Source organism: Nitrososphaera sp. (assembly GCF_013388945.1).
Taxonomy (GTDB): Archaea; Thermoproteota; Nitrososphaeria; order Nitrososphaerales; family Nitrososphaeraceae; genus Nitrososphaera.
Window position 1 is genome coordinate 41,749 of the sequence record NZ_JACAEH010000023.1, and the last position, 20,373, is coordinate 62,121.

The following is a 20,373-nucleotide window of genomic DNA, read 5'->3' on the forward strand; positions in this document are numbered from 1 at the left end:
TATACCCAAACCACCGTATGGCAGACAATCAAGCTATAATAAGCACACACATACAAAACAGTACATAAAATGGCCAGGTCTCAGACAACCGCGACAGTACTCCGGACCATATCTGACGACAAGTCGATGGACCTTTTCAGGACCATCGCCCAGAGCAGCATTGACAGCGAGAGCTTGAAGAACAAAACCAAGCTCACACGCAAGCAATACTATTCAAGGCTCTCGAGGATGACAAAGTCAGGTCTAGTGAGGAAAAAGAGCGGCAAATACACCCTGACAGCGTTTGGAAAAGTCGTTTACGACTCGCAGGCAACCGTCGAAAACGCGCTGACCAACTTTTGGAAGCTCAAGGCCATCGACTCGCTCGAAATGTCCAATGAACTTCCAAAGGAAGAGCAGCAAAAGCTTATCGACACTCTGCTTGACAACCAGGAGCTCAAGGGGATACTCGTAAAGGGCAACTAGGCCCTCCACAACGCAGGCCGCTTTTCTTTAGGCCTCCCACGTTTCTTCATCGCCGTTTTTTGAAATTCTTGTGTATAGACGAGCCGTACTGCAGCGCCTTTTTCGGCTTCATCGCAGATTCTTCCGGTACGTCTGCTGCGAGCGCGGCTTGTCGCAGTATGTGTTTTCTCATCATGTCGTCCGCGCCTTTTATCTTCTGGCCGACAGGGATTGTTTTTGCAAATTCGATGAATGCAGGAGACAGGAACGGCTGCCTGACCTCCACGCCGAATTCCTTTGCTATTTGCGAGATCTCTTGCACCAGCACAAGCTCGTTTGATATTTTTTCTTCCATGAGCTTTTTGACTGCATTTTCTCCCTTATCGTAGACTGCCCTGTATCCGTTGTAGCCGCAGAAAAGCTCGTCGCAGCCGTTTGCGCTCAGGACTATCTTGATGCCGGCCTCCTTTGCGGCCCTTGCTATGCTTGCGTAGGCGACGCAGTTTTCGATGTGCGAGGTGTTGTCGCAGCCTATGGTCTTGCGGACGTGCGCAAGGTCCTGCTCAAATTGCCCAGAATCAAGTTCCACGACTTTGTGTTCAAGCCCCAGCATGCCGGCGATTTTTTTTGAAAACCCGACGTCGTGTGAGCCGGCAAAGCCCACCGTCAGGAGCGTGACGCGCTTGCCCAAGTCGGAGCAGATCTTAGCAAGGAGCGAGCTGTCGACCCCGCCAGAGAACGCGACTGCTACCGTTTTTTCCGGTACTGTCAGGCGGACTGCACTGTAGAGGGCGTCGCGCAGCTCTTCAAGCATTGCCTTTTCAGGGCGCAGCCCACAATAAAAGTCAGCCTTCAAGCTCCTCGCGCAGTTTTTTCATCAAAAGCGAGGTGCCGTCTTCCCCAAATGTCCCCTCGAAAACCTGCCTTATCTGGTCAAGCGTATAGTACTCGTCCTTGGCTCCAAGGGCTATGCCCTGCCTCTCAAGGTCGTAGACGAGCAGGTCGACTATGGACTGGCCCAGGATCTTGCTCAGGCTCTCAAAAGCCTCCTTGAGCCTCAGGCCCGATATGCGACTGGAGTTTCTTGCGCCGTTTGGCAAAATATTGGGGTTGATTGAAAAAAGTCACTAAAAAAAGTTATGTCAGCTGGGCTTTTCGCAGTCAAAAAGCCGGCGAACTACCGTTTATATAGTCAAAGACACCAGCTGCCGGCGATAGTCAGCTAATGCCCACAGAACGTGTGGTTTTGGACAGCGATCTACGTTACCTTGACGGCAAAGGCAACCTCCTGAAAAGCAGGGCAGAGTTGTCTGTGGCAAGGATGCTTGCATTTCTGGGCCACGAGTACAGATACGGTACAAGCGTGGCGCTGCCGGACGGCTCGACATTGCCGGTGGATTTTGCAGTAGGCGGCCGCTACATAGAGGTCATCGACTCGGAGACCGACGAGGCCAGGTTCAGGCGCATAAAGCAGGCGCTGCCAGAGCTTGACATAATAGCGATAGGGCATTCCAGGTTTGCAAGCAAGGTGGAGGAGCTTGACTCGCTGTTTCTGTACGACGAGCCGGGCAAGGCGCAGACAGGCTCGATATTCATAGAGGACCCGTCTCTTGCGTTTGACTACGCTCATATCCTGCCGCTTGTGGAAAAGTGCTCGGTGCTTCACGGCCACACGTCGACTGTGATGGTCGAGATAATCGGCTCGATGAAGAACAACCTCGTGGTGGACTTTGGCGATGCAAAGCGCGTCATAAAAGACACCCTCAACGCGATTGACCACAAGTTTTTCATCAACAAGAAATACCTGCAGCGGGAAGACGACACCCACTATTACGTGGCGTTTGAAGGGCCACGTGGATACTTTAACCTGCAGCTGCCCAAGATGACCACTTACATGATGTCAGGCGAGGCAACAGTTGAGAACCTGTCGACAGAGATAATCAGGCTCTTAGCCCCTCGTATGCCTGCAAACGTCGAGGCGCTTGGTGTCTACATCTACGAGGGCGTCAACAAGGGCGCGCACATAATCGCAGGCGTAAAGAAGGAAGAGAAAAAAAGCTAGATGGACAAAGCCCTGGTCATGCTGTCAGGCGGTCTCGACTCGGCCACCTGCCTTTACTGGGCCCGTGAAAAGTATGACGCGACTGCGATTACCTTCAACTATTTTGGCCGGCTCGAAAATGAAAAGCGCGCAACTGCAAGGCTTGCAGAGGCGGCCAGAGTCAGCGTGATAGAGATAGACGTGCCGTTTGTGAGAGAGGCGGCAGATGCAGGCGACGGGTTTGCCGGCTCTGACCTAAAGTGGGCCGCGTACGTCCCGGCAAGGAACATGATGTTCTACTCGATTGCCGCCCACCATGCAGAGTACCTCGGCGCAAAGTGGATAGTCGGGGGCCACAACGTGCACGACGCGTCGTTCTTCAAGGACGCGTCCAAGGGCTACATCGAAAAGATGAACGCGCTTTTCCGCGAGTCGTGCCTTTCATGCGACGGCAACCCGTACCAGATAGTCCTGCCGCTTGCAGACATGGACAGGGTCCAGATAATCAGGCTTGCGCAGAAACTGGGCGTCCCCATAGAAATAACGTGGAGCTGCCACGCCGAGGGCGACAGGCACTGCGGCAGGTGCTATTCGTGCCGGCAGAGGCTCGAGGCTTTTGGAAAGATAGGGATTTCCGACCCTGCCTTTTCGCGCTAGGACAGCCTCTCTTCCATGCCGCCCCTGAGCGCGATGTTGCTCAAGTAGACGGTGTCAAAGTCGCGCACGCCTGTCCTGATTCTCATCTCATCGCCGATGCTCTCGATGACGCCAAACCCTGTTACGGTGCCACGTCGGCCCAGGCCCACGAACATGCCTTCCATCGACGACGGCGCAAACAGGCTTGCAGCCCGCAAAAGCGTGGTGGGCCTTTCCCGGTAGACAAGCCTGATTCTGTCCTGCTGGACAGTTGCAGAGCCTTCTCCGACGTGCCGGGTGAACTGGTCCATCCGGCGCCCGACCCTGTCTGAGCGCGTCTTTGCAGCCTGGCCGCTTGAGCGCGCTCGGAGCAAGACCCACGGGCCGCGGGCAAGCGCGGAGGCAAGGCCGTCGCGGCCGATGCACACTATGACATCCGGCCTGAGAGCTCTTGCGAGCATCCTCTTGTACGTGGCGCCGCCGTCTGCCACGTAGCCGTCGGTGTTGATTATGTGCATAGACGAGATTTTCCGCGTCCGCTGAAAGATCGACCTCATCCTGCCCGCCACCAGCCTTTCAGAGCCCGAAGGCGTCACGCTCCCCACAAATTCGTAATAGCCGGCAGGAACATCGCGAAGATCTGCAACCTGCTGGCACACAAGCGCTGCGCCTATTGCGGCCGGAGGCGCAAGGTCCCCCTGGCCTATGTCGCCGTCGATTATGCACGGAAAAATGTCGCGGCCTATTGCCACGTTTGCAAGGTACGTAGAAAGCGTGGACTTGCCTGTGTCAGTCCCGCCTACAAGCATCACGACAAGGCGCCTGCCTGCCATGCCAAGTATCCGCTCTGCCAGCCTTGTCCACATGGTAGTCCCGGCGCTTGCGGGGTCGGCGTCCCAGGTCTCTCCGCCTTGCACATGTAGTATGCACCCATGCGCCGGCTCAAACGGGAGCGCCCTGCCTGCCCTGACCTGCACTGTCTTGCCCGAGATGTCCATGCCAAGCAGGCTGCATGCACCTTCTGCACGCACGGTGGCAGGCCCTCTCACCATGATGACCTTCATCGCACGCATGGGTTTAGCGCCGGCGAGAAATAACCTTGCCGCGCGGTAAAGGTTTATTTTCCCAGATCTTGCGAACGCAGCTGCAATTGTCTAACTCGGCTGACACCGGGCAGCCAACACCTGCCGGCGGCCAGCAGCTGGTGCGTACGCTCGGCCTCACCGACGTAATCATGGTGGGAATAGCCGGCATGATAGGCGGGGCCATATTCGTCCTCACCGGGCCGGCCATCGGGCTTGCAGGAAGCGCCGTCATCATCGCCTTTCTGATAAACGGCGTCATCACGCTTTTCACGGCCATGGTCTACGCGGAACTGGGTTCGGCCATGCCCGAGGCAGGGGGAGGGTACCAGTGGATACGGGAGGGCCTGCCCCGGCCAAACGCGTTCATCAGCGGGTGGATGGCGTGGTTTGCACACATTGTCGCAGGGAGCCTCTACGCAGTCGGGTTTGGCGCGTTTGCATACAGCCTGTTCAACATTTCAGGCATTCTTCCGGACCAACCGCTGCTCGGCATCTTCCCGTACGACAAGCTCATAGCAGTGGCTTCTGTCGCCGCGTTCACCTACATTAACGTCAAGGGGACTTCGGAGACCGGCAGGGCCGGCACGGCAGTCACTTTTGTGCAGCTTGGCATAATTGTCGTCATACTCGGCTTTGGCTTCTGGGCACTCCAGTTCAACCCAGACTGGCAGGCAGATTTTGCGGATCAGTTGCTTCCGCTTGGACTGTCAGGCCTTGTGGCTGCCATGGGCCTCACTTTCATCGCCTTTGAGGGCTACGAGATAATAGTGCAGACAGGCGAGGAGGTGAGAAACCCAAAGCGCAACATCCCAAAGGCGATATTTGTCTCCCTCGGCGTCGTGGTCTCGCTCTACTGCCTGATGGCCTTTGTGGCAGTTTCCGCGGCGCAACCGCCCACCGGCGAACCGGCGTGGCAGTTCATCGGAGGAGAGGGGGAGCTTGGGATAACAAAGGTGGTGGACCAGTTCATGCCCTACGGCGCGTTCTTTGTGCTTGCAGGGGGAATAGTGTCAACGCTTGCCGCCCTGAACGCGACCACGTTTTCGTCCTCCCGCGTCGCGCTTGCGATGGGGCGAAACTACAACCTGCCCCACGCGCTCTCCTCTATACACCCCGTCAACAGGACTCCCCACGTTGCTGCCACCGTGTCAGGGATTATAATGGCCGTCATGGCGTACGCGCTCCCGCTTGCAGACATTGCCCTTGCAGCAGGCGTCGTCTTTTTGCTCCTTTTCACGCAGGTCAATATTGCGGCCATCACGATAAGGCGGATCTACGGCGACAAGCTTGCCTACGGGTACAAGGTGCCGCTCTTCCCGGTCATACCCATCATAGGCATAATCCTGAAGCTTGGGCTTGCGGTGTATCTGCTTGTCACGCAGCCCCTGAGCTGGGGCATAACGGCCCTCTGGATACTGGTAGGCTTTGTGCTGTACAGGATGTACACGTTCAAGAAGGAGGTGGAGCACTATGCGCCCATGGTGACTACAGAAGGCGCGGCTGCCAGGATGGGCTACAGGGTGCTCGTGCTCTTTAGCCCCGAGAACCCTGACAGGCTGGCCCGGTACGCGATGAGGGTCGCAAGGGAGAGGTCTGGCGAGGTGAATTTTCTTCGGGTGATAACGGTCCCCATGCAGACCCCGCTTTCAGCCGGCGTGGCGTTTGCAGAGAGCTCGAAGAGAGGGTTTGCCGCGCTTGAAGAAATGTTTTCAAAAAGAAACGTGCCAAGCAGGTACCTTGTCAGGATCTCCCACGACCCGACAGAGGCCATCCTTGCGACGATTGAAGAGCAAAAGATCGACCTGCTCATGGCAGACCTGGAGATTGTCAGCCGGAACCGCAAGCTTTTGGCGCTTGCGACCTGCGACGTGCTTGCGATAAAATCAGACGACGAGGACCTTGCGCTTGAAAGAGAAGACGGCGCGGCGAAGAAGAACCTGGTCGTGCTCTACGACGGCGGCGCACATGCAAACCTGGTGCTCAAGATGACCAGCTGGCTGGAACACACGGGCAGGTTCAACGTGGAGCTTCTCACCCTTGGCAAGAAAGAGACCGAGGCCGACGGCAGCATACCCATGAGGCCCGACTACCTGACGCAGCTTGGCATAGGCAGGGGGGAGATCCGACTTGCGGCAGGCGCGCACGACTCTGCAGCCATCCTGTACGGCGCAATCGACTCGCGCAGGCCAGACCTGGTGGTGATCGGCGCAAGCGTCGGCAAGTTCGGCGTGTTTGACACCCAGCCAATCTTGCAGATGCTGATGCAGCTGCAGTGCCCTGTCATAGTCGCTAGGGACTTTGGCATCCCCGGGGTCAGGAAGGCCGAGTCGCTCTTTCGGCAGGCGCTTAAAAGATAGACGTTTTTATTCCCCTCAGGGGCACAAGTCAGCGGCGTTGCAAAAGCCCGTTTTTTTGAGCATCAAGTCCAAGATAATATTCGTCAGCCTGTTCCTGGCGCTCACCACGCTCTTTTCCGTGTCGCTTTTGAGCTACATCTCGGCAGACAACCTGCTTCGCGAAAGAGTCAGCGACCAGCTGATAAGCGAGTCCACCGGCAGGGGCGCCGCCATCCGCTCGCTCATCGACACGAGGATAGAGCAGACAAGGCTGATGCTCACAAACAGCGCGGTCCAGCAGGCAGTTGAAAGGATAAGCGAAGGGCCCGCGCCCACCGAAGAGGAAATGTCCGGCTACAGGTCCGAGTTCCAGGCGGAGCTGGAATCTTTCAGGCGCGTCGTCGGGTCTTCAGTCGGCCTTGAAAACGTCAAGATAGTCGGGGCTGCCGGCACCGTGCTTCTCTCTTCCGACCCCGAAGAAGAGGGGCTCGACCTGTCGCAGGACCCGAGGTTTGTGCGCGGAATAAGTGAAAGCTTTTTGGAGTTTGATGTGATCGGCGGCGAGCGAAAGGCAGTGGTCGCAGTCCCTGTCTTTCCGTACGGCGAGGTGGGCGTGTCAGAGCCCATCGGCGCCACGATAGCGACAATGGACGTCGCCAAGTTTGACGAGATCCTCCTGAACCGCGAGGGCCTTGGGCAGACAGGCGAGGTGTACCTTGTAAACGAGGGCAGGACGCTGATATCGGAATCACGATTTATCGAAGACGCCGCGTTCCGCACGCAGGTGGACACGCTTGCGGTCAACAGGTGCTTTGACGAAGGAGAGGAGATATTTGCCGTGTACCCGGACTACAGGGACATACCCATAGTGGGCTCGTCCTACTGCGCAAGGGACCTTGGCTTTGTGCTCTTGGCAGAGATAGACGAGGCAGAGATTTTCCAGCCGATTACGCAAATGCGCGACGCCATCCTGGCTGCTGCCACCGTGATAACGGGCGTCGTCGTGGTGATAGCATTCTATGTCTCCCGCACGATTTCAAGGCCTATCACGCAGCTCAAGGACGCGGCCGACAGGATCTCCCACGGCGACTACGAGCACAGGGTCCGGGTCAGCACGGGCGACGAGATAGGCCAGCTTGCAGAGCAGTTTGACATGATGCGCCAGAGTGTGCTTGAGAGCAACGCGAACCTTAACCGGCTTGTAAGGGACCGCACAAAGGACCTCACCGACATGACAAACGCGCTTGACGCCACTGCAATCGTGGCAGTGACTGACAGGGACGGCACCATAACAAAGGTGAACGCCAAGTTTGTCGAGATATCCAAGTATTCTGAAAGCGAGCTTGTGGGACAGAACCACCGGCTGTTGAAGTCGGGACAGCACTCGTCCGAGTTCTTTGCGCAGATGTGGAAGACGATAACCGCCGGCGAGATATGGGAAGGTGAGATAAAGAACAGGGCAAAGGACGGGAGCTACTACTGGGTCAAGACGACGATAGTGCCGTTCCTTGACGAGGCCGGCCAGCCAAAGCAGTTCATAGCTATCCACAACGACATCACCAACCTGAAAAACACCGAGGAGAGGCTTCAGGAAGCGCTTGCGCGCGACAGGGCAAATGCAGAGATAATCAAGAGGCAGGTCGAAGAGCTGAACCTGACAAACGAGGAGCTCAGGCGCAAGGACAAGCTGAAAGACGAGTTCCTGAGCATGGCCTCGCACGAGCTCAAGACCCCGCTGACGCCGATAATCGGCTGGTGCGGCGCGCTCAAGTCAAACACCATCCTTGGAAAGCTGACGCCGGAGCAGCGCGCGGCGGTAGAGACCATCGAAAAGAGCGCCGTCAAGCTTGAAAAGATGATAAGTGACATGCTCGACGCGCAAAAGCTCGAGCTTGAAGAGTTCAAGTTCAACATCGGAGAGGTGGACGTCGACAGGCTTGTGGCGGGCATAAGGCGCGACTTTGAGTTCATGATGAAGGAAAAGGACATAGAGTTCGTCGTTTCAGCGCAGCAGGGCCTGAAGATGCAGTCTGACGAGGCGCGCATAACTCAGGTGCTCAGCGCGCTCCTGTACAACTCGGTTGACTTTGTGCCACAGCCGGGCGGCAAGATAGAAGTCATTGTTGAGGCAAGGGGGAGCGACGTGCTTTTCTGCGTCAGGGACAACGGGCCGGGAATACCGAAGGACAAGCAGCAGTTTCTGTTCAAAAAGTTCTACCAGGTCGACACGTCGCTCAAGCGCAAGCACGGCGGCACGGGCCTCGGGCTTGCAATAAGCAAGGGCATCGTCACGGGGCTCGGAGGCAGGATATGGGTCGAGACCGAAGAGGGAAGGGGCTCTAGTTTTTATTTCAGTCTGCCGCGAGGAAACAAAAAATGAGAATCCTCATCATCGACGACAGCCACGAGATAGTCGAGCTTATGGTCAAGGTGCTCACTACAGTGGGCCATGAAGTGGTGTCGTCGTACAGCGGCAGGGAGGGCCTGAAGATGATTCAGGGCGACAGGTTCGACCTGATTTTCCTTGACATAGCGATGCCCGACTTTTCCGGGCTCGACGTGATAGACGCGCTCGTTCAGTCAGGCAAGATAACGCAAAGCCCTGTGGTGCTTTTCACCGCGTCATCCATCACCGACGCAGAGGTGGCCGAGCTTGTCAAAAAGGGCGTGCACTCGTGTCTGAGAAAGCCGGTGCGCATGGAGACTCTTTTTGAAAAGATAGAAGAGGTCAGCCGCGGCGCGGCCACCAAAAAGAGTGCGTGACTTGCGTTGGAGGACAGGTACAGAACGCACACAGCGGAGGCGTCAGGCGAGCACGGCGCCAGGGAGCACCAGCAGGTAGAGGAGCTTTTAAAGTTCTTTGCAGCCACCAAGAACTACTGCGTCGGCATTGTCGACATGGTGGGCTCGACCGGCATAACAATGAGGATGGAGCCCGAAAGGGCGAGCCGCTACTACGGCATCTTCTTAAACGGCCTTGCCGACGTGCTTTCCAGGCACGGCGCGGTGGTGGTAAAAAACGTGGGCGACAGCCTGCTTTACTATTTCCCGGGCACCGAGTCGGGCGACCACGAGTCGTTTCGGCAGGTCCTAAGGTGCTGCTTTGCGATGGTCGACGCGGGGCCGGCGTTAAATTCGCAAATGAAAGCAGCCGGCCTGCCGGAGGTGCAGTACAGGACAAGCTGCGAGTACGGCGCAGTGATGGTGGCAAGGATGTCCACGTCGTCTGTGAACGACATTTTCGGCATGCCAGTCAACCTGTGTGCCAAGATGAACCCGCTTGCCCGGCCGGGTGGCGTGGTGATAGGCGACGGCCTGTACAGGCACGTCGGTGACTTTGAAGAATACAAGTTTGAAGAAATAAAGGACGCGCCGCTTTTTGCGGAGAACGGCTACCGCGTGTATTCCGTGGCCCGGCGCTAGTTTGGCTTGGGGCAGCCTTCCATCGGCCAGATGAACACGTCTTTTCCCGGCAGCTGCCAGAGCTCGTTTGCGTAAAGCGAGGTGTCGTCTATGTGGCAGCGCTCGCACATGTTCACCATCAGGTCGCTGGACGGCTTGCCTATCAGCTGCAGGAATTCCTTTGCGTACTCGACTGCCTTTGCGTCGATGTCCTTTGGCACCTGAGAGGCGTTGGACCTGTCTGTCGGTATAAAGACGTCGAAATGCAGCTTGCCTCCGTCAGCGTATGTGTTGTACACCACCACCTTCTTGCGTCCACCGTGATAGGGCTCGAGGTTTTGCATAGGGTGTGTCTTGTGAGAGAGGATTTTTAATTTTTGTGCTCCGGTGCCGGTCCGCCTGAACCAGACATAACCGATTTTATATAATACCGTGCAGTAGATGCCATGTTGCTTTTGCGGCAGCCTGGCAAGCTCCCGACAGTTTTTTGCGCCATCCACGGAGGGAAAACAGATGGAGCCTGACCGTGCAAGGGCGCTTGAGGGCATACAGAGGACGCTCAAGGGCCTGCTCTTCACAGAGACCGAGGTGTTTTACTTTCACCTGCAGAACCTGGGCGTGGGCCGGGACGAGATACTGGACAAGCCCGAGCAGTTTGTCAGGACTATACACGACATATTCGGCAAGGGCTCACCCCTTGTAGAGAAGACGATAATTTCAGAGATATCAAAGGAGCTGAGCGTCGACCCCAAGTCCGACCTGGTCGAGATGATAAAGTCGCTCAGGAAGGGAGAGACATGAAGAGCCCCGAGCAGATGCGCGACGACAGCACGCTTGCTTTCCTTGCGTCGCACGCCAAAAAGTCAAAGGAGCCGATAAACCCTGTGTTCAGGCACGGCGCCGGCGTCGTGTACGAGATTGAAGGCGTCGACCTCTCGTTTGAGAGGATAAAAAGCTACGAGCAGGAAAAGTTGCTCTCGGCGGCAGGCGCAAAGCCCTTCCCAGCGTGTCCGAAATGCAGCAGCCTGCTTCTTTCTGTGCAGCTCAACTGCCCGGACTGCAAGAGGCAGTCGCTTGCAAGGTCGGAGATAATGATACACTACGAGTGCGAGTACTCGGGGCCGGTGGAAGAGTTTGTGTCGCAAAAAGACGCCGAGTATGTCTGCCCCAAGTGCTCAAAGACCCTAAAGCGCGTAGGCATCGAGTACGGCAAGCCCGGCATAGGCTTCAAGTGCCGCGACTGCGGCCGCGTCTTCCAGTATCCACTTGTCAACATCACCTGCAGCGGCGGCCACCAGTCAAAGCTTGACGAGCTTGACCTGAAGCCGTTTCCCGTCTACAAGGTAAACGACGAGATCCAGGGCTTTGCAGACCTTGCCGACTACTTCCTTGCAATCCAGAAGGCCCTTGCCAGGTCCGGCATCGAAGTCGAGGTCCTTGCAAGGGTGCGCGGCCAGAGCGGAGTCGTGCACATCATACCGCTGACAGTCAGGACTGGAAAGATGCAGGCGGTGGTTGACTTTATCCTAAACGAGGCCGGCTCTGACGCCAAGGTGCTCCAGAAGATACTGAGAAGCGCGGACTTGGGCCAGCACGTCGCCCTGCTTTTCGTGCCAGCTTCACTTGTCAGCCAGCTTGCCGGCATGGTGAACCCGGAAAAGATAAGGCTGCTGGCAATCCCCGGCAACGACCCCGACGCGGTCGCTCGCGAGGTCATAAAGGTTGTCGGCTAAGAGGGCGGGCATATTCTTTGCCAGCATGGCGGGCCTTGCTGCGGCGGCGTTTTTCTTTCCGTCCGCGTTCGTGTTCTGGCTCGTCGTATCGATAACCGCAATATACACTGTGTGGGGTGTCTACCACCTGATAGTCACGCTCTCCGGCCTCGGCCAGCCGATGGACCCCGGCATAAAGCTTGACGATTACCCGAAAATATCTGTCATAATCCCGGCAAGAAACGAGCCGATACTTGGCAGGACCATCGAGGCGTGCCTGAACCACGTCGAGTACCCCGCCGGCAAGAAGGAGATAGTTGTAGTCGCAGACGACGAGGGCGGGGAGAGGATAGCGCTTTGGTACCAGCAAAAGTACCCCGAGACTGTCAAGCTTTTGGCTCGCAGGCAGTTCTTTCCCACCAAGCCGTCAGCGCTCAACGACGCGATGAGGCTGTGCACCGGCGACATTGTTGTTGTGATGGACGTGGAAGATATCCCGGACAGGGACGTGTTCATGAAGGCCGCAACTGCAATTGAAAAGGGCGGCTACCAGGCCGTGCAGGTTATTCTGCATATAGGCAACACCGACGACTCGTGGATATCAAAGGTGTTTGGCATGGAGTACTCTGGATGGTTCCGCGTGATGCTAAACGGCAGGTTCAACATGGGATTGTTTGCACCGCTTGGCGGAACGGGCAACTACTTCAAGAGGTCGGCGCTAAAGTACGTTGGCGGGTACGAGCCCACCAACCTTGCAGAGGACGCCGAGCTTGCGATAAGGCTGCGGATAGCAAGGTGGAACGTCGCAGTCGTTGACGCAAGGCACTGGGAGGAGGCGCCCGTCACCTTCAACGCGTGGCTCAAGCAGAGGACAAGGTGGTTCCGGGGCTGGATGCAGAGCTTCTGGAAATACTCTGGAGTCATCTTCAAGCCGGCAGTGGTCAGGCGCATGGGATTTGCCGGCGTGTTCTCTACTTTTGTGATGCTGATAAGCCCGCTAATCGTCGTCCTGAACTGGATAGCGTATTCGGTGACCGTGTACTGGGCGCTTGAGAGCGCCGGCATACTGCCGCAGGTGACTGCCGGCGCAATCCCGTTCTGGAGCATAATCCCGCTCTGGTTCAACGCGCTGTACTACTACATCTGGATAAAGGGGGCAAAACTCGAGGGCATAAAGGTGCCAATCCCAAAATACCTGCCTCACATGTTCGTGTACATGAACGTGATGATGCCCCTTGCGTCGCTGCGCGCCTTTTACCAAGAGCTTTTCAAGCCGGTGTTCTGGGAAAAGACCGCGCACGCAGGGCGGGGCGTGCGCTGGGGCGTCGCGGAAAAGCACTAGCGTTTTATCCGCGGAATGCTAAATTTGTCCGGTGGAATGCGGGATATGCGGCGCAAGGGAGGAGATGCCCTTCAAGTGCCGCTACTGCAAGGGTCTGTTTTGCGCACAGCACAGGCTGCCGCCAAACCACAGCTGCGTTTTCCTCGAGCAGTTTTTGCGCCAGCCCGAGAAGGACAGGGAGTTTCTGGCATACATCGAGGGCCAGCGCGGGAGTGCAGGCGAGAGGGCCGCAAGCGCGTTCAAGAACACTGTGCTCCTCCGGTTCTCGTGGACAGAGCTTGGCCATCTGGCTGTCGGAACTGCACTTGTAGCCGCAGTAGGCATGACGTTTTTCCGCGTGGGACTGCAGCCAGAGTTCCTGGCGATATTTGTCACAGCATTCCTGCTGCACGAGGTTGCCCACAAGTTTCTCGCCCAGTTCTACAGGGCGTGGGCCGAGTTCCGGCTGATCCTTTTTGGCGCGGTGATAACCGCGATATCGGCGCTGCCGTTCCTTCCGTTCAAGTTCATCGCACCCGGAGCCGTGTTCATCAGCGGCTCAATAAGCCAGCGCAGAAACGGCAGGATCTCTCTTGTGGGGCCGCTGACAAACATAGCGCTTGGCTCAGGATTCATGCTGGCGTACCTTGCCACCGGCGTAGAACTCATGGCAGATGGCGCCTGGTTCAACGGCTGGGTGGGAGTTTTCAACATGATACCGTTCATGGGGCTTGACGGGTCGAAGATATTCTCCTGGAACAAGCTTGTATGGGCGCTTGCCTTTGCTGCTGCGATAGGCCTGTACGCGGCAGGCAGCATCGCATCGGGCAGCGGGTTCTTCAGTTTTCTGCGCTAGTTCATGTAGCCAAACGACAGCAAGAGGTCGCTGTCCCTGACCCACCTGCTCCCGATGTCGGTCCTGTAGAACATGTTTGGTATCATGATGTTGGAGACGCGCTTGTATGCGAGAGCCCTCGCCTCTTCAGTCGTGTCGCCCGAGCCCGTAACGACGAGAGAGTAGCCAGATTTTCCCGCGATGTGCCAGTCGTCTCCCTCTCTTTTGACTTCACCAAGGTGGACGCCGGCAAGGTCAGGCTTTTTGAACAGGATGGTGGCCTCCTCGGAAAACTTTCTGAATGTCTTTTCGTCGTTGAACGGAAACGGCGGGACCGCGACTACCACGCATATCTGGAACCCACGCTTCGTCTGTAATCGTGGGTTTTCCCCACTTGCAAGGGAATAGAGAAATTCTCCCCATTTGCTGGTCACGCCCTCTATGTGTAAAGATATTGTCGGATAGCCAAATCGCGACGTGAACTCGAGCGGATAGATGCCCGTCCCGTTTGCGATGCAGTTGATGTCGATGTAACCGACATAGCCTGACTCTGCCAGCCGTGGCTTCATCTTTTCAAGGGTATGTTCGAATATCTTGTTCCTCTCAGACCACCAGCCCAAGGTTCCCATCTCGCCCGTGCTGGGCCCTATGTTGTCGGGGAAAAGCCTCTTGTGCTCAAAGTTGGTGTTTATCGGGTGAACAAACTCTTTGCCGTTAAAAAACGCGCCCACAGCGACCTCGACCCCGGAAGAAAACTTTTGCAGCTGGAATATCCTTATCTTGTTTGACCAGCGCTTCTTGTAGTGGGCAAGCACGTTTATGACGTCGTTTCCGTCGGCCTCCTGCCCGACAAACAGTAGCTCCTTTTCGTTCTGGGCCCTGCCGCTTGGCTTTATCACGTACCGGCCGGGGTGCTCCTGCACGAACTTGATTGCCTCTTCAAAGTCTGAAAAGTTCCAGCTTGGGAGCACCGAGACGCCGGCCTTTTCAAGCTCCTGCTGTCCGAACTCGCGCTCGTTCTCAAGCCTGTCGGTGTAGGTGCTTCCGCCGACGACCTTCTTGCCCTCAGACCTCAGCTTCTCTGCAACCTTGCCAGAGCCAATGTCGTCAAACACGATGACGTCGGCCCAGCCTATGTGCGGCTCCCACTCGTCTGCCTTGTCGACAAACCCGTCGCCCACGTCTTTTTCAGTCGCGCTCTGGACGCAGAATTTCACTTCATTGCCTTCCTGCTTGATGGTGTAGGCAAGGTCCAGGCTCAGAGCTTCTGGCGACACAAAAAGGAATTTCACGTTTCAAGATTTGTAAACGACTAACAAGACTTTAAAGAGCGCGCTTTTGCGCGCAAGTTTATTAGCCATTTTCGGCTTTGAAATAGCATGAATGTCCGGGGCCACGACGTAAATCCCGCGCTGGTAGTCATAGACGTGCAGAACGGTTTTGTAAGCAAGGGAGGGTCGTACGATCTTCTCGGCATGGAAACCGCGCACTACCGCGCAGTTGTGCCAAAGGTAGCGGAGCTGATAAAACTTTGCAGGGAAGCAGACGTCCCCATCTTTTACACGCAGGCTGTCCGCGAAAGGTCGGGCATCGATCTTTTGACAAAATCGCACAGGATACTGCCAAAGGCAAGGGAGGAGAGGATACGCAAGAGGCCCATCTGCGTCAGGGGCACGTGGGACGCCGACATCGTCGACGAGGTCAGGCCCGCTGCGGCCGACCATGTTGTGGTGAAAAGGCGCGACTCGGCGTTCCAGGACACCGAGATAGGCGTGTGGCTCAAGAGCCTCGGCGTGAACGCACTTGTGTTCTGCGGCATCGACACTTCCATCTGCGTCGAGACGTCACTCCGGGACGGATTCAACAACGGCTACGACGTTATACTGGTGTCAGACGCGACTGCGTCGGGCAACCGCAAGCACTTCGAGTCAACGCTTGAGATAGTCAAGGAATACTATGGCATAGTCATGGACCTTGCCGAGTTTGCAGGATGCGCCCTGCAGAGGCCCGTGCAAAAGGCTTAGTGGTTGTTTTTTGACAGCTTTAAAACTTCCCTTACCACCGACACGTCGACGTCGACCTGGTCCGCAATCTCTTCCACGCTAAAGCCGCATCTGTGCAGGTTCAGGATCTGGTCCATCTTCCACCGGTCTATGCCTATGTGCTGCTTTTTCGGCAGGCTCATGATGTAGGATAGACCTGCTAGTGATTTATCGAGCACGTGTACAGTGCACTGCAAAAAGAGAGGAAGAAAAAATCCTCTAGGCCTCGTCAAACACGTTGACTACCTCTGCGATACAGTCTGTTCCGGGAGGCGGATTGTCCGGCTCGTCGACGAGAAGGTGGAATTCCACCGCCATTACAGAGTAGATCTCGGTAACAGCCTCTGTCCTCACCATCGCATTGTTGCCTGCAATAGTCAGCGTTCGCTCAGAACCTATGTCTATTCCCTGTATGCAGGTTCCGTCCGCAAAGATCCTTTCCGCATGCCATTGCGGCAGGTCGTTAGAATGCGCCTCCTTGTGGCCGTTTATCGCCCAGATTCCGTCGTTTGTGTTAAAGACGTATGCGAATCCTTGGTGATCACCGGTTGGGAGGCTTCGCGCGGTCTTGCCGTACACTTGAACGAACATCTTGTCGCCCTTGAACCCGTATGTCTTTATGTCAAAGTTTGGGTCAGAGCTGTCTCCTTCAGGATCGGTAGCAGGCTTTGCCAGAGCAGTACCTGACGATGCAACGAACAATATCGCCGCAACAGCCGATATTACCAGAGCCAGCTGAATCGGTCTTGCCTTCATGACCATTACGTGTAGAATAGTTCTAGGTCGTGTATTAATATTATGTAAGCTCAGCTGTACAACACGAGAAGGCTTATCTTTCACCATATTTTGCATAAATATTAGAAATTGTATCAAATACTGGAAAATAGTTATATTAATGCATCCACACATCAAAATATCTAAATGGCTCGACGGCCTGAATACAGGGGCTCCGTATGGAAATAAGACAGCAGCTGTTCCTGAGCATTATTGCTACAGGGGTACTGCTTGCTATATCTGGGTTCATACTTTCTCAGCAGATTTCAGAAGTGGGCCGCTCTTTTGACGAGGTTCAGAACAAGGCGACTCCTTCAATAATTGCCCTTGGCAACATCAAGGCAGATTTTAACGCGCTGCACGCCGCGGTGCTTGCTTTCAACCTGCACGTGCCGGAAGCTTCCACCGATCCTGAAATCAAGCAGCTGGCGCTTGACCACCGGGATGAGGTCCAGATGCAAAAAGAGGAGCTCGGCACCTCTTTTGACAACTATAAAGCCATCGTCGGTGCGGACGCAGCCAGCGAAATAGGCGACAAGATAGACATGCTGACCATGCACATTGACGAAATGCTGATGGTGGGAAACAGCGTGATGAATGGCGAGACGATGGTTGACCACGCGGCTGTTGGAGGCCACACAGCGGCTGGAGAAAACATGGAAGATGTGCCCCCTGTAGTGATGCTTCACGGGATGATCCTTGAACTCAACGAACAGGCTATGGTCTTCAATGAAGAGCTTGACGCGGCGATTGCACAGAATTACGAATCGCTTGGCAACACGCAAAACACGGTGCTTGCCAACATCGGGACCGGTGCTAACCTCAACATACTCCTGACGGCAGCCATCCTTGGCGTCACAGGTATCGTAGGAGGCGGCGTGGCGTTTTCGATATCAAGGCGCGTCAGGCAGCTGGAAAAGACTGCCGGCGAGATAGCCGAGGGCAACCTGGGCAAGCAGATAACCACCCAGGGCACCGACGAGATTGCGGCTCTCGCCGCGAGCTTTGAGCAGATGAGAAGGAGCCTTGTCGAGGTGCAGGAGGAGCTGAAGAGCAGGAACATAGAGCTGAACGAACTCAACATCATGCTTGAGCAGACCAATGCAGAATTGAAGCAGCTGGACAGGCTGAAAGACGAGTTCATCAGCGTGGCGTCGCACGAGCTGCGCTCGCCGATACACCCCATACTTGGCTACGCGTCGATGGCAAGGGACGGCATGATAGGAGAAAAGGAGGCACTTGACGTCATCTACAAGCAGGCAGTAAGGCTCAGGCAGCTTGCAAACGACATACTGGATGTGAGCAGGATAGAGAGCGGGACGTTGCCGTACTCTATGAAGGAGCTGAGCATCCACGAGGTCCTCGCAAACTGCGTCGAGGCGATAAAGCCGAGCGTCGGCGCCGAGGTGTCTGTAGTCACGGACTTTGATAGCCACGATATAGAGATGATAGGCGACAAGGAGCGCCTGACCCAAGTGTTCACAAACCTGCTTGGAAACGCATTAAAGTTCACAAAGAAGGGCAGGATTGCAGTCGAGACCCGGCTTGCAGGCCCGGACAGCATTGTGGTGAAGATAAGCGACACGGGCGGGGGCATACCAAAGGAGATCCTGCCCAGGCTTTTCAACAAGTTCGTAACAAAGAAGGTCGGCGAGGACGAGGCGCACGGGACAGGCCTGGGGCTTTTCATAAGCAGGTCGATAGTGGAGGCTCACGGCGGCAAGATATCCGCGTACAACAATGACACTGGCGGCGCCACATTCAGGATAGAGCTGCCGCTGAGGGCCGGCGGGCAGGGCAAGAAACAAACGCCAATAGCAGTCAGCGCCGAGCACCCCCGGGAAGCGAAATAGCCCGGGATTTTGTAGGATTACTGACAGACAAGTATTATATACATACGACCCTCAACTAGTGTGGTATGGGGTTGAGGGTACTCGTTGCGGAGGACGACGCCGACATGGCAAAAATGTACCGCATCGCCCTTGAAGCCAAGCACCACACGGTTGTCATAACAAAAGACGGCGAGGAGTGCGTCAGGGTCTACAAGCAGGAAGTGGACAAGCTCGGGAAAAAGCCGAGCAAGTACGAGCCGTTTGACGTGGCGGTCCTTGACTACAGGATGCCCAAGATGGACGGCCTTGAGGCCGCAAAAAAGATCCTTGCGATGAACAGGGCGCAGCGCCTCGTATTTGCGTCAGCCTACGTCAAGGAGACACTGCGGGACTCTGTAAGGCAGCTTGACCAGGTCGTCGAGCTTATACAAAAGCCGTTCGAGCCCAAGATACTGGTGGAGCTCATCGAAAACACCGCCGTCGTCAAGGAGCTTGAAGACATCAACAGGATGCTTGCGGACATGAACCACACCAAGTCCGACGAGGAGCAGATAAACGAGCTTCTCAACGTCTTGAAGAGGATACAGAAAGTAGGGTTTTGAAAAAGTGGGCAGGGGGTGATTTGAACACCCGACCACCTCGATGTCAACGAGGTATCATAACCGAGCTAGACCACCTGCCCGTTCTTACGCATCTACCTCTGGCGCCCAAATATATTGTTACACATTGAAGCTTTCAAAAATCCTATTTACAAATTAATGGTCTATTTGGCAGATAATGAGCCGTCAGCTAGAAGATAACTTTCCAGTGTCATTTTTTCCTCTAATGACTCCATTAGCTTTGTCTCTCTAGCAACGACATTCATCAGCTTTGCATCGTACTTTCCTTTGATTGCATCTGTGATATTCTTTTCAGCGGTTTTCACGTTCTGTTGGTATAGGTCAATTCCCAGAAAGTTTCGCCCCGTTAATGCACAAACTATACCCGTAGTACCTCTTCCCATGAAGGGATCGAGAATCCAGTCTTCCTCCTGAGATGCGAAATTAACTATGCGGGCCACTAGATCCTCAGGAAATATTGCGAAATGCTCGTTACCGTAATGTGCCTTAGTAGATATTTCCCAGACATTGCCAGGATTCTTGCCTATAGGATTGCATACAGCAAATATCGGATAATGCTTGTGATCTCCTATTCTTTTACGTGTTGCGTGTCTCTTGAATTTCCTAAAACAGGTGGGGCAATACTTCTCTGGATCGTAACCGTACGCTAATGAAATCTCGCTTGTGGAAGGCAGCGCACTAAATGGGGTGTCTGGCTCTGCATTGTGGATAATCTCTTCTAATTGAGCAATTTTTTTCTTATCAGGATTGATAGGCTTGTGTTGTATGAGTTCTGGCGGGGGAGTCTTATTCCTCCCTTCTCTGGCCTCATTACCTCTTACCCTGATGAGGTCAAGGTTCGTATATGATGCATCATTCTTTGAGAGAAAGAGAATGAACTCATAAGCCTGAGAAAGATTATTCTTAGCACTACTAGATACGTTGTTTTTCTTATACCATACTATATCCTCTCTGAAGGCGTAGCCCTTTTCAACCAGTTTTAGCGCCAGTCTGTGGGGAATCATGAGCTTGCTGTTATTTCGGCGAGTATCACCTATCACTATCCAAAGCGAACCGTCTTCTGTCAGTAAATCCCTACAGGTTCTAAAGATTTCAGTCAGCTTGTCGATGAATTGTTGGTCTGTCTTTTCCCGGCCCACTTCTTCAATGCCGTTCTTGCCATAATGTCTGTGACCATAATATGGCGGAGAAGTTATGATCACACGATATTTTCCTTTTTCTTTTGGATCTTCTGCAAGTTCTCTCAGAACCTTAAGGGAATCGCCCTTGAGTAGATTATAGGAGATCATCTAG

General features: G+C 55.1%; 22 protein-coding genes and 1 tRNA gene. 14 read left to right on the forward strand and 9 right to left on the reverse strand.

Annotated elements, in window-relative coordinates:
- The first annotated feature begins 69 nt into the window (after positions 1 to 69).
- Positions 70 to 465, forward strand: a complete 396-nt coding sequence (locus HXY31_RS11070) for a hypothetical protein (protein WP_292642977.1) — start codon at positions 70 to 72, stop codon at positions 463 to 465.
- Positions 466 to 511: 46 nt separating this feature from the next.
- On the opposite strand, the gene HXY31_RS11075 is transcribed toward HXY31_RS11070, so the two are convergent.
- Together HXY31_RS11075 and HXY31_RS11080 are read right to left on the reverse strand one after the other, a co-directional pair.
- Positions 512 to 1,258, reverse strand: coding sequence for an asparagine synthase C-terminal domain-containing protein (locus HXY31_RS11075; RefSeq protein WP_292642979.1), 747 nt, complete (start codon positions 1,256 to 1,258; stop codon positions 512 to 514).
- Between the two features lie 31 nt (positions 1,259 to 1,289).
- The gene (locus tag HXY31_RS11080; RefSeq protein WP_292642981.1) at positions 1,290 to 1,544 is read right to left on the reverse strand and encodes a hypothetical protein; all 255 of its coding nucleotides are present in this window, start codon (positions 1,542 to 1,544) and stop codon (positions 1,290 to 1,292) included.
- Between the two features lie 125 nt (positions 1,545 to 1,669).
- Between HXY31_RS11080 and HXY31_RS11085 the strand changes: the two genes are divergently transcribed.
- Positions 1,670 to 2,506 carry a 6-carboxytetrahydropterin synthase gene (locus HXY31_RS11085; protein WP_292642983.1) on the forward strand — a complete coding sequence of 279 codons (837 nt, stop codon included), beginning with the start codon at positions 1,670 to 1,672 and terminating at the stop codon, positions 2,504 to 2,506.
- Entirely contained in the window at positions 2,507 to 3,142 is a 636-nt protein-coding gene (locus tag HXY31_RS11090) for a 7-cyano-7-deazaguanine synthase (protein WP_292642985.1), read from the forward strand.
- On the opposite strand, the gene HXY31_RS11095 is transcribed toward HXY31_RS11090, so the two are convergent.
- Positions 3,139 to 4,185: a Clp1/GlmU family protein gene (locus HXY31_RS11095; RefSeq protein ID WP_292642987.1), complete on the reverse strand. Its 1,047-nt coding sequence runs from the start codon at positions 4,183 to 4,185 to the stop codon at positions 3,139 to 3,141. The genes HXY31_RS11090 and HXY31_RS11095 overlap by 4 nt on opposite strands.
- 86 nt (positions 4,186 to 4,271) lie before the next feature.
- On the opposite strand from HXY31_RS11095, the gene HXY31_RS11100 reads away from it, so the two are divergent.
- Genes HXY31_RS11100 through HXY31_RS11115 form a run of 4 tightly spaced genes read left to right on the forward strand, consistent with a single transcriptional unit; the run spans position 4,272 to position 9,965 of the window.
- The gene (locus tag HXY31_RS11100) at positions 4,272 to 6,563 is read left to right on the forward strand and encodes an amino acid permease (protein ID WP_292642988.1); all 2,292 of its coding nucleotides are present in this window, start codon (positions 4,272 to 4,274) and stop codon (positions 6,561 to 6,563) included.
- 37 nt (positions 6,564 to 6,600) lie between these two features.
- A complete protein-coding gene (locus HXY31_RS11105; protein WP_292642990.1) occupies positions 6,601 to 8,922 on the forward strand; it encodes an ATP-binding protein in 2,322 nt (773 codons plus the stop codon).
- The gene (locus tag HXY31_RS11110; protein ID WP_292642992.1) at positions 8,919 to 9,305 is read left to right on the forward strand and encodes a response regulator; all 387 of its coding nucleotides are present in this window, start codon (positions 8,919 to 8,921) and stop codon (positions 9,303 to 9,305) included. The genes HXY31_RS11105 and HXY31_RS11110 overlap by 4 nt, the downstream gene beginning before the upstream one ends.
- Before the next feature lie 6 nt (positions 9,306 to 9,311).
- On the forward strand, positions 9,312 to 9,965 hold the full coding sequence (locus HXY31_RS11115) for an adenylate/guanylate cyclase domain-containing protein (RefSeq protein WP_292642994.1): 654 nt from the start codon (positions 9,312 to 9,314) through the stop codon (positions 9,963 to 9,965).
- Here the strand turns inward: HXY31_RS11115 and HXY31_RS11120 are convergent.
- Positions 9,962 to 10,288 carry a DUF2024 family protein gene (locus tag HXY31_RS11120; RefSeq protein WP_292642996.1) on the reverse strand — a complete coding sequence of 109 codons (327 nt, stop codon included), beginning with the start codon at positions 10,286 to 10,288 and terminating at the stop codon, positions 9,962 to 9,964. The genes HXY31_RS11115 and HXY31_RS11120 overlap by 4 nt on opposite strands.
- Positions 10,289 to 10,457: 169 nt before the next feature.
- Between HXY31_RS11120 and HXY31_RS11125 the strand changes: the two genes are divergently transcribed.
- Genes HXY31_RS11125 through HXY31_RS11140 form a run of 4 tightly spaced genes read left to right on the forward strand, consistent with a single transcriptional unit; the run spans position 10,458 to position 13,833 of the window.
- A complete protein-coding gene (locus HXY31_RS11125) occupies positions 10,458 to 10,745 on the forward strand; it encodes a hypothetical protein (RefSeq protein ID WP_292642998.1) in 288 nt (95 codons plus the stop codon).
- The gene (locus tag HXY31_RS11130; protein ID WP_292643000.1) at positions 10,742 to 11,677 is read left to right on the forward strand and encodes a hypothetical protein; all 936 of its coding nucleotides are present in this window, start codon (positions 10,742 to 10,744) and stop codon (positions 11,675 to 11,677) included. Before HXY31_RS11125 ends, HXY31_RS11130 begins: the two co-directional genes overlap by 4 nt.
- Positions 11,667 to 12,998, forward strand: coding sequence for a glycosyltransferase (locus HXY31_RS11135; RefSeq protein WP_292643002.1), 1,332 nt, complete (start codon positions 11,667 to 11,669; stop codon positions 12,996 to 12,998). The genes HXY31_RS11130 and HXY31_RS11135 overlap by 11 nt, the downstream gene beginning before the upstream one ends.
- Before the next feature lie 31 nt (positions 12,999 to 13,029).
- Positions 13,030 to 13,833 (forward strand): AN1-type zinc finger domain-containing protein, encoded by an 804-nt coding sequence (locus HXY31_RS11140; protein ID WP_292643003.1) that lies wholly within the window; start codon positions 13,030 to 13,032, stop codon positions 13,831 to 13,833.
- Here the strand turns inward: HXY31_RS11140 and HXY31_RS11145 are convergent.
- Positions 13,830 to 15,089: a phosphoribosylglycinamide synthetase C domain-containing protein gene (locus HXY31_RS11145; protein ID WP_292643005.1), complete on the reverse strand. Its 1,260-nt coding sequence runs from the start codon at positions 15,087 to 15,089 to the stop codon at positions 13,830 to 13,832. The genes HXY31_RS11140 and HXY31_RS11145 overlap by 4 nt on opposite strands.
- A 102-nt stretch (positions 15,090 to 15,191) precedes the next feature.
- Between HXY31_RS11145 and HXY31_RS11150 the strand changes: the two genes are divergently transcribed.
- Complete coding sequence (locus tag HXY31_RS11150) at positions 15,192 to 15,836, forward strand: isochorismatase family cysteine hydrolase (RefSeq protein ID WP_292643007.1); 645 nt, start codon at positions 15,192 to 15,194, stop codon at positions 15,834 to 15,836.
- Here HXY31_RS11150 and HXY31_RS11155 read toward each other — a convergent pair.
- Together HXY31_RS11155 and HXY31_RS11160 are read right to left on the reverse strand one after the other, a co-directional pair.
- Positions 15,833 to 15,997, reverse strand: coding sequence for a hypothetical protein (locus HXY31_RS11155; RefSeq protein ID WP_292643009.1), 165 nt, complete (start codon positions 15,995 to 15,997; stop codon positions 15,833 to 15,835). The genes HXY31_RS11150 and HXY31_RS11155 overlap by 4 nt on opposite strands.
- 76 nt (positions 15,998 to 16,073) lie before the next feature.
- Positions 16,074 to 16,610: a hypothetical protein gene (locus HXY31_RS11160; protein WP_292643011.1), complete on the reverse strand. Its 537-nt coding sequence runs from the start codon at positions 16,608 to 16,610 to the stop codon at positions 16,074 to 16,076.
- 197 nt (positions 16,611 to 16,807) lie between these two features.
- On the opposite strand from HXY31_RS11160, the gene HXY31_RS11165 reads away from it, so the two are divergent.
- Positions 16,808 to 18,481: a HAMP domain-containing sensor histidine kinase gene (locus HXY31_RS11165; RefSeq protein WP_292643012.1), complete on the forward strand. Its 1,674-nt coding sequence runs from the start codon at positions 16,808 to 16,810 to the stop codon at positions 18,479 to 18,481.
- Between the two features lie 65 nt (positions 18,482 to 18,546).
- A complete protein-coding gene (locus HXY31_RS11170; RefSeq protein ID WP_292643014.1) occupies positions 18,547 to 19,062 on the forward strand; it encodes a response regulator in 516 nt (171 codons plus the stop codon).
- A 5-nt stretch (positions 19,063 to 19,067) separates the two neighbouring features.
- Here HXY31_RS11170 and HXY31_RS11175 read toward each other — a convergent pair.
- A tRNA-Val gene (locus HXY31_RS11175) sits at positions 19,068 to 19,142 on the reverse strand.
- An 81-nt stretch (positions 19,143 to 19,223) separates the two neighbouring features.
- Positions 19,224 to 20,369, reverse strand: a complete 1,146-nt coding sequence (locus tag HXY31_RS11180) for a site-specific DNA-methyltransferase (RefSeq protein WP_292643016.1) — start codon at positions 20,367 to 20,369, stop codon at positions 19,224 to 19,226.
- Positions 20,370 to 20,373 lie beyond the last annotated feature (4 nt).

What these genes read in the sequence shown, in the direction of transcription:
- HXY31_RS11155 (WP_292643009.1), bottom strand. Translation starts at nt 15,997, where the DNA reads ATGAGCCTGCCGAAAAAGCAGCACATAGGCATAGACCGGTGGAAGATG.
- HXY31_RS11095 (WP_292642987.1), bottom strand. Translation starts at nt 4,185, where the DNA reads ATGAAGGTCATCATGGTGAGAGGGCCTGCCACCGTGCGTGCAGAAGGT.
- HXY31_RS11110 (WP_292642992.1), top strand. Translation starts at nt 8,919, where the DNA reads ATGAGAATCCTCATCATCGACGACAGCCACGAGATAGTCGAGCTTATG.
- HXY31_RS11085 (WP_292642983.1), top strand. Translation starts at nt 1,670, where the DNA reads ATGCCCACAGAACGTGTGGTTTTGGACAGCGATCTACGTTACCTTGAC.
- HXY31_RS11075 (WP_292642979.1), bottom strand. Translation starts at nt 1,258, where the DNA reads ATGCTTGAAGAGCTGCGCGACGCCCTCTACAGTGCAGTCCGCCTGACA.
- HXY31_RS11070 (WP_292642977.1), top strand. Translation starts at nt 70, where the DNA reads ATGGCCAGGTCTCAGACAACCGCGACAGTACTCCGGACCATATCTGAC.
- HXY31_RS11090 (WP_292642985.1), top strand. Translation starts at nt 2,507, where the DNA reads ATGGACAAAGCCCTGGTCATGCTGTCAGGCGGTCTCGACTCGGCCACC.
- HXY31_RS11180 (WP_292643016.1), bottom strand. Translation starts at nt 20,369, where the DNA reads ATGATCTCCTATAATCTACTCAAGGGCGATTCCCTTAAGGTTCTGAGA.
- HXY31_RS11130 (WP_292643000.1), top strand. Translation starts at nt 10,742, where the DNA reads ATGAAGAGCCCCGAGCAGATGCGCGACGACAGCACGCTTGCTTTCCTT.
- HXY31_RS11165 (WP_292643012.1), top strand. Translation starts at nt 16,808, where the DNA reads ATGGAAATAAGACAGCAGCTGTTCCTGAGCATTATTGCTACAGGGGTA.
- HXY31_RS11160 (WP_292643011.1), bottom strand. Translation starts at nt 16,610, where the DNA reads ATGAAGGCAAGACCGATTCAGCTGGCTCTGGTAATATCGGCTGTTGCG.
- HXY31_RS11150 (WP_292643007.1), top strand. Translation starts at nt 15,192, where the DNA reads ATGAATGTCCGGGGCCACGACGTAAATCCCGCGCTGGTAGTCATAGAC.
- HXY31_RS11120 (WP_292642996.1), bottom strand. Translation starts at nt 10,288, where the DNA reads ATGCAAAACCTCGAGCCCTATCACGGTGGACGCAAGAAGGTGGTGGTG.
- HXY31_RS11170 (WP_292643014.1), top strand. Translation starts at nt 18,547, where the DNA reads ATGGGGTTGAGGGTACTCGTTGCGGAGGACGACGCCGACATGGCAAAA.
- HXY31_RS11125 (WP_292642998.1), top strand. Translation starts at nt 10,458, where the DNA reads ATGGAGCCTGACCGTGCAAGGGCGCTTGAGGGCATACAGAGGACGCTC.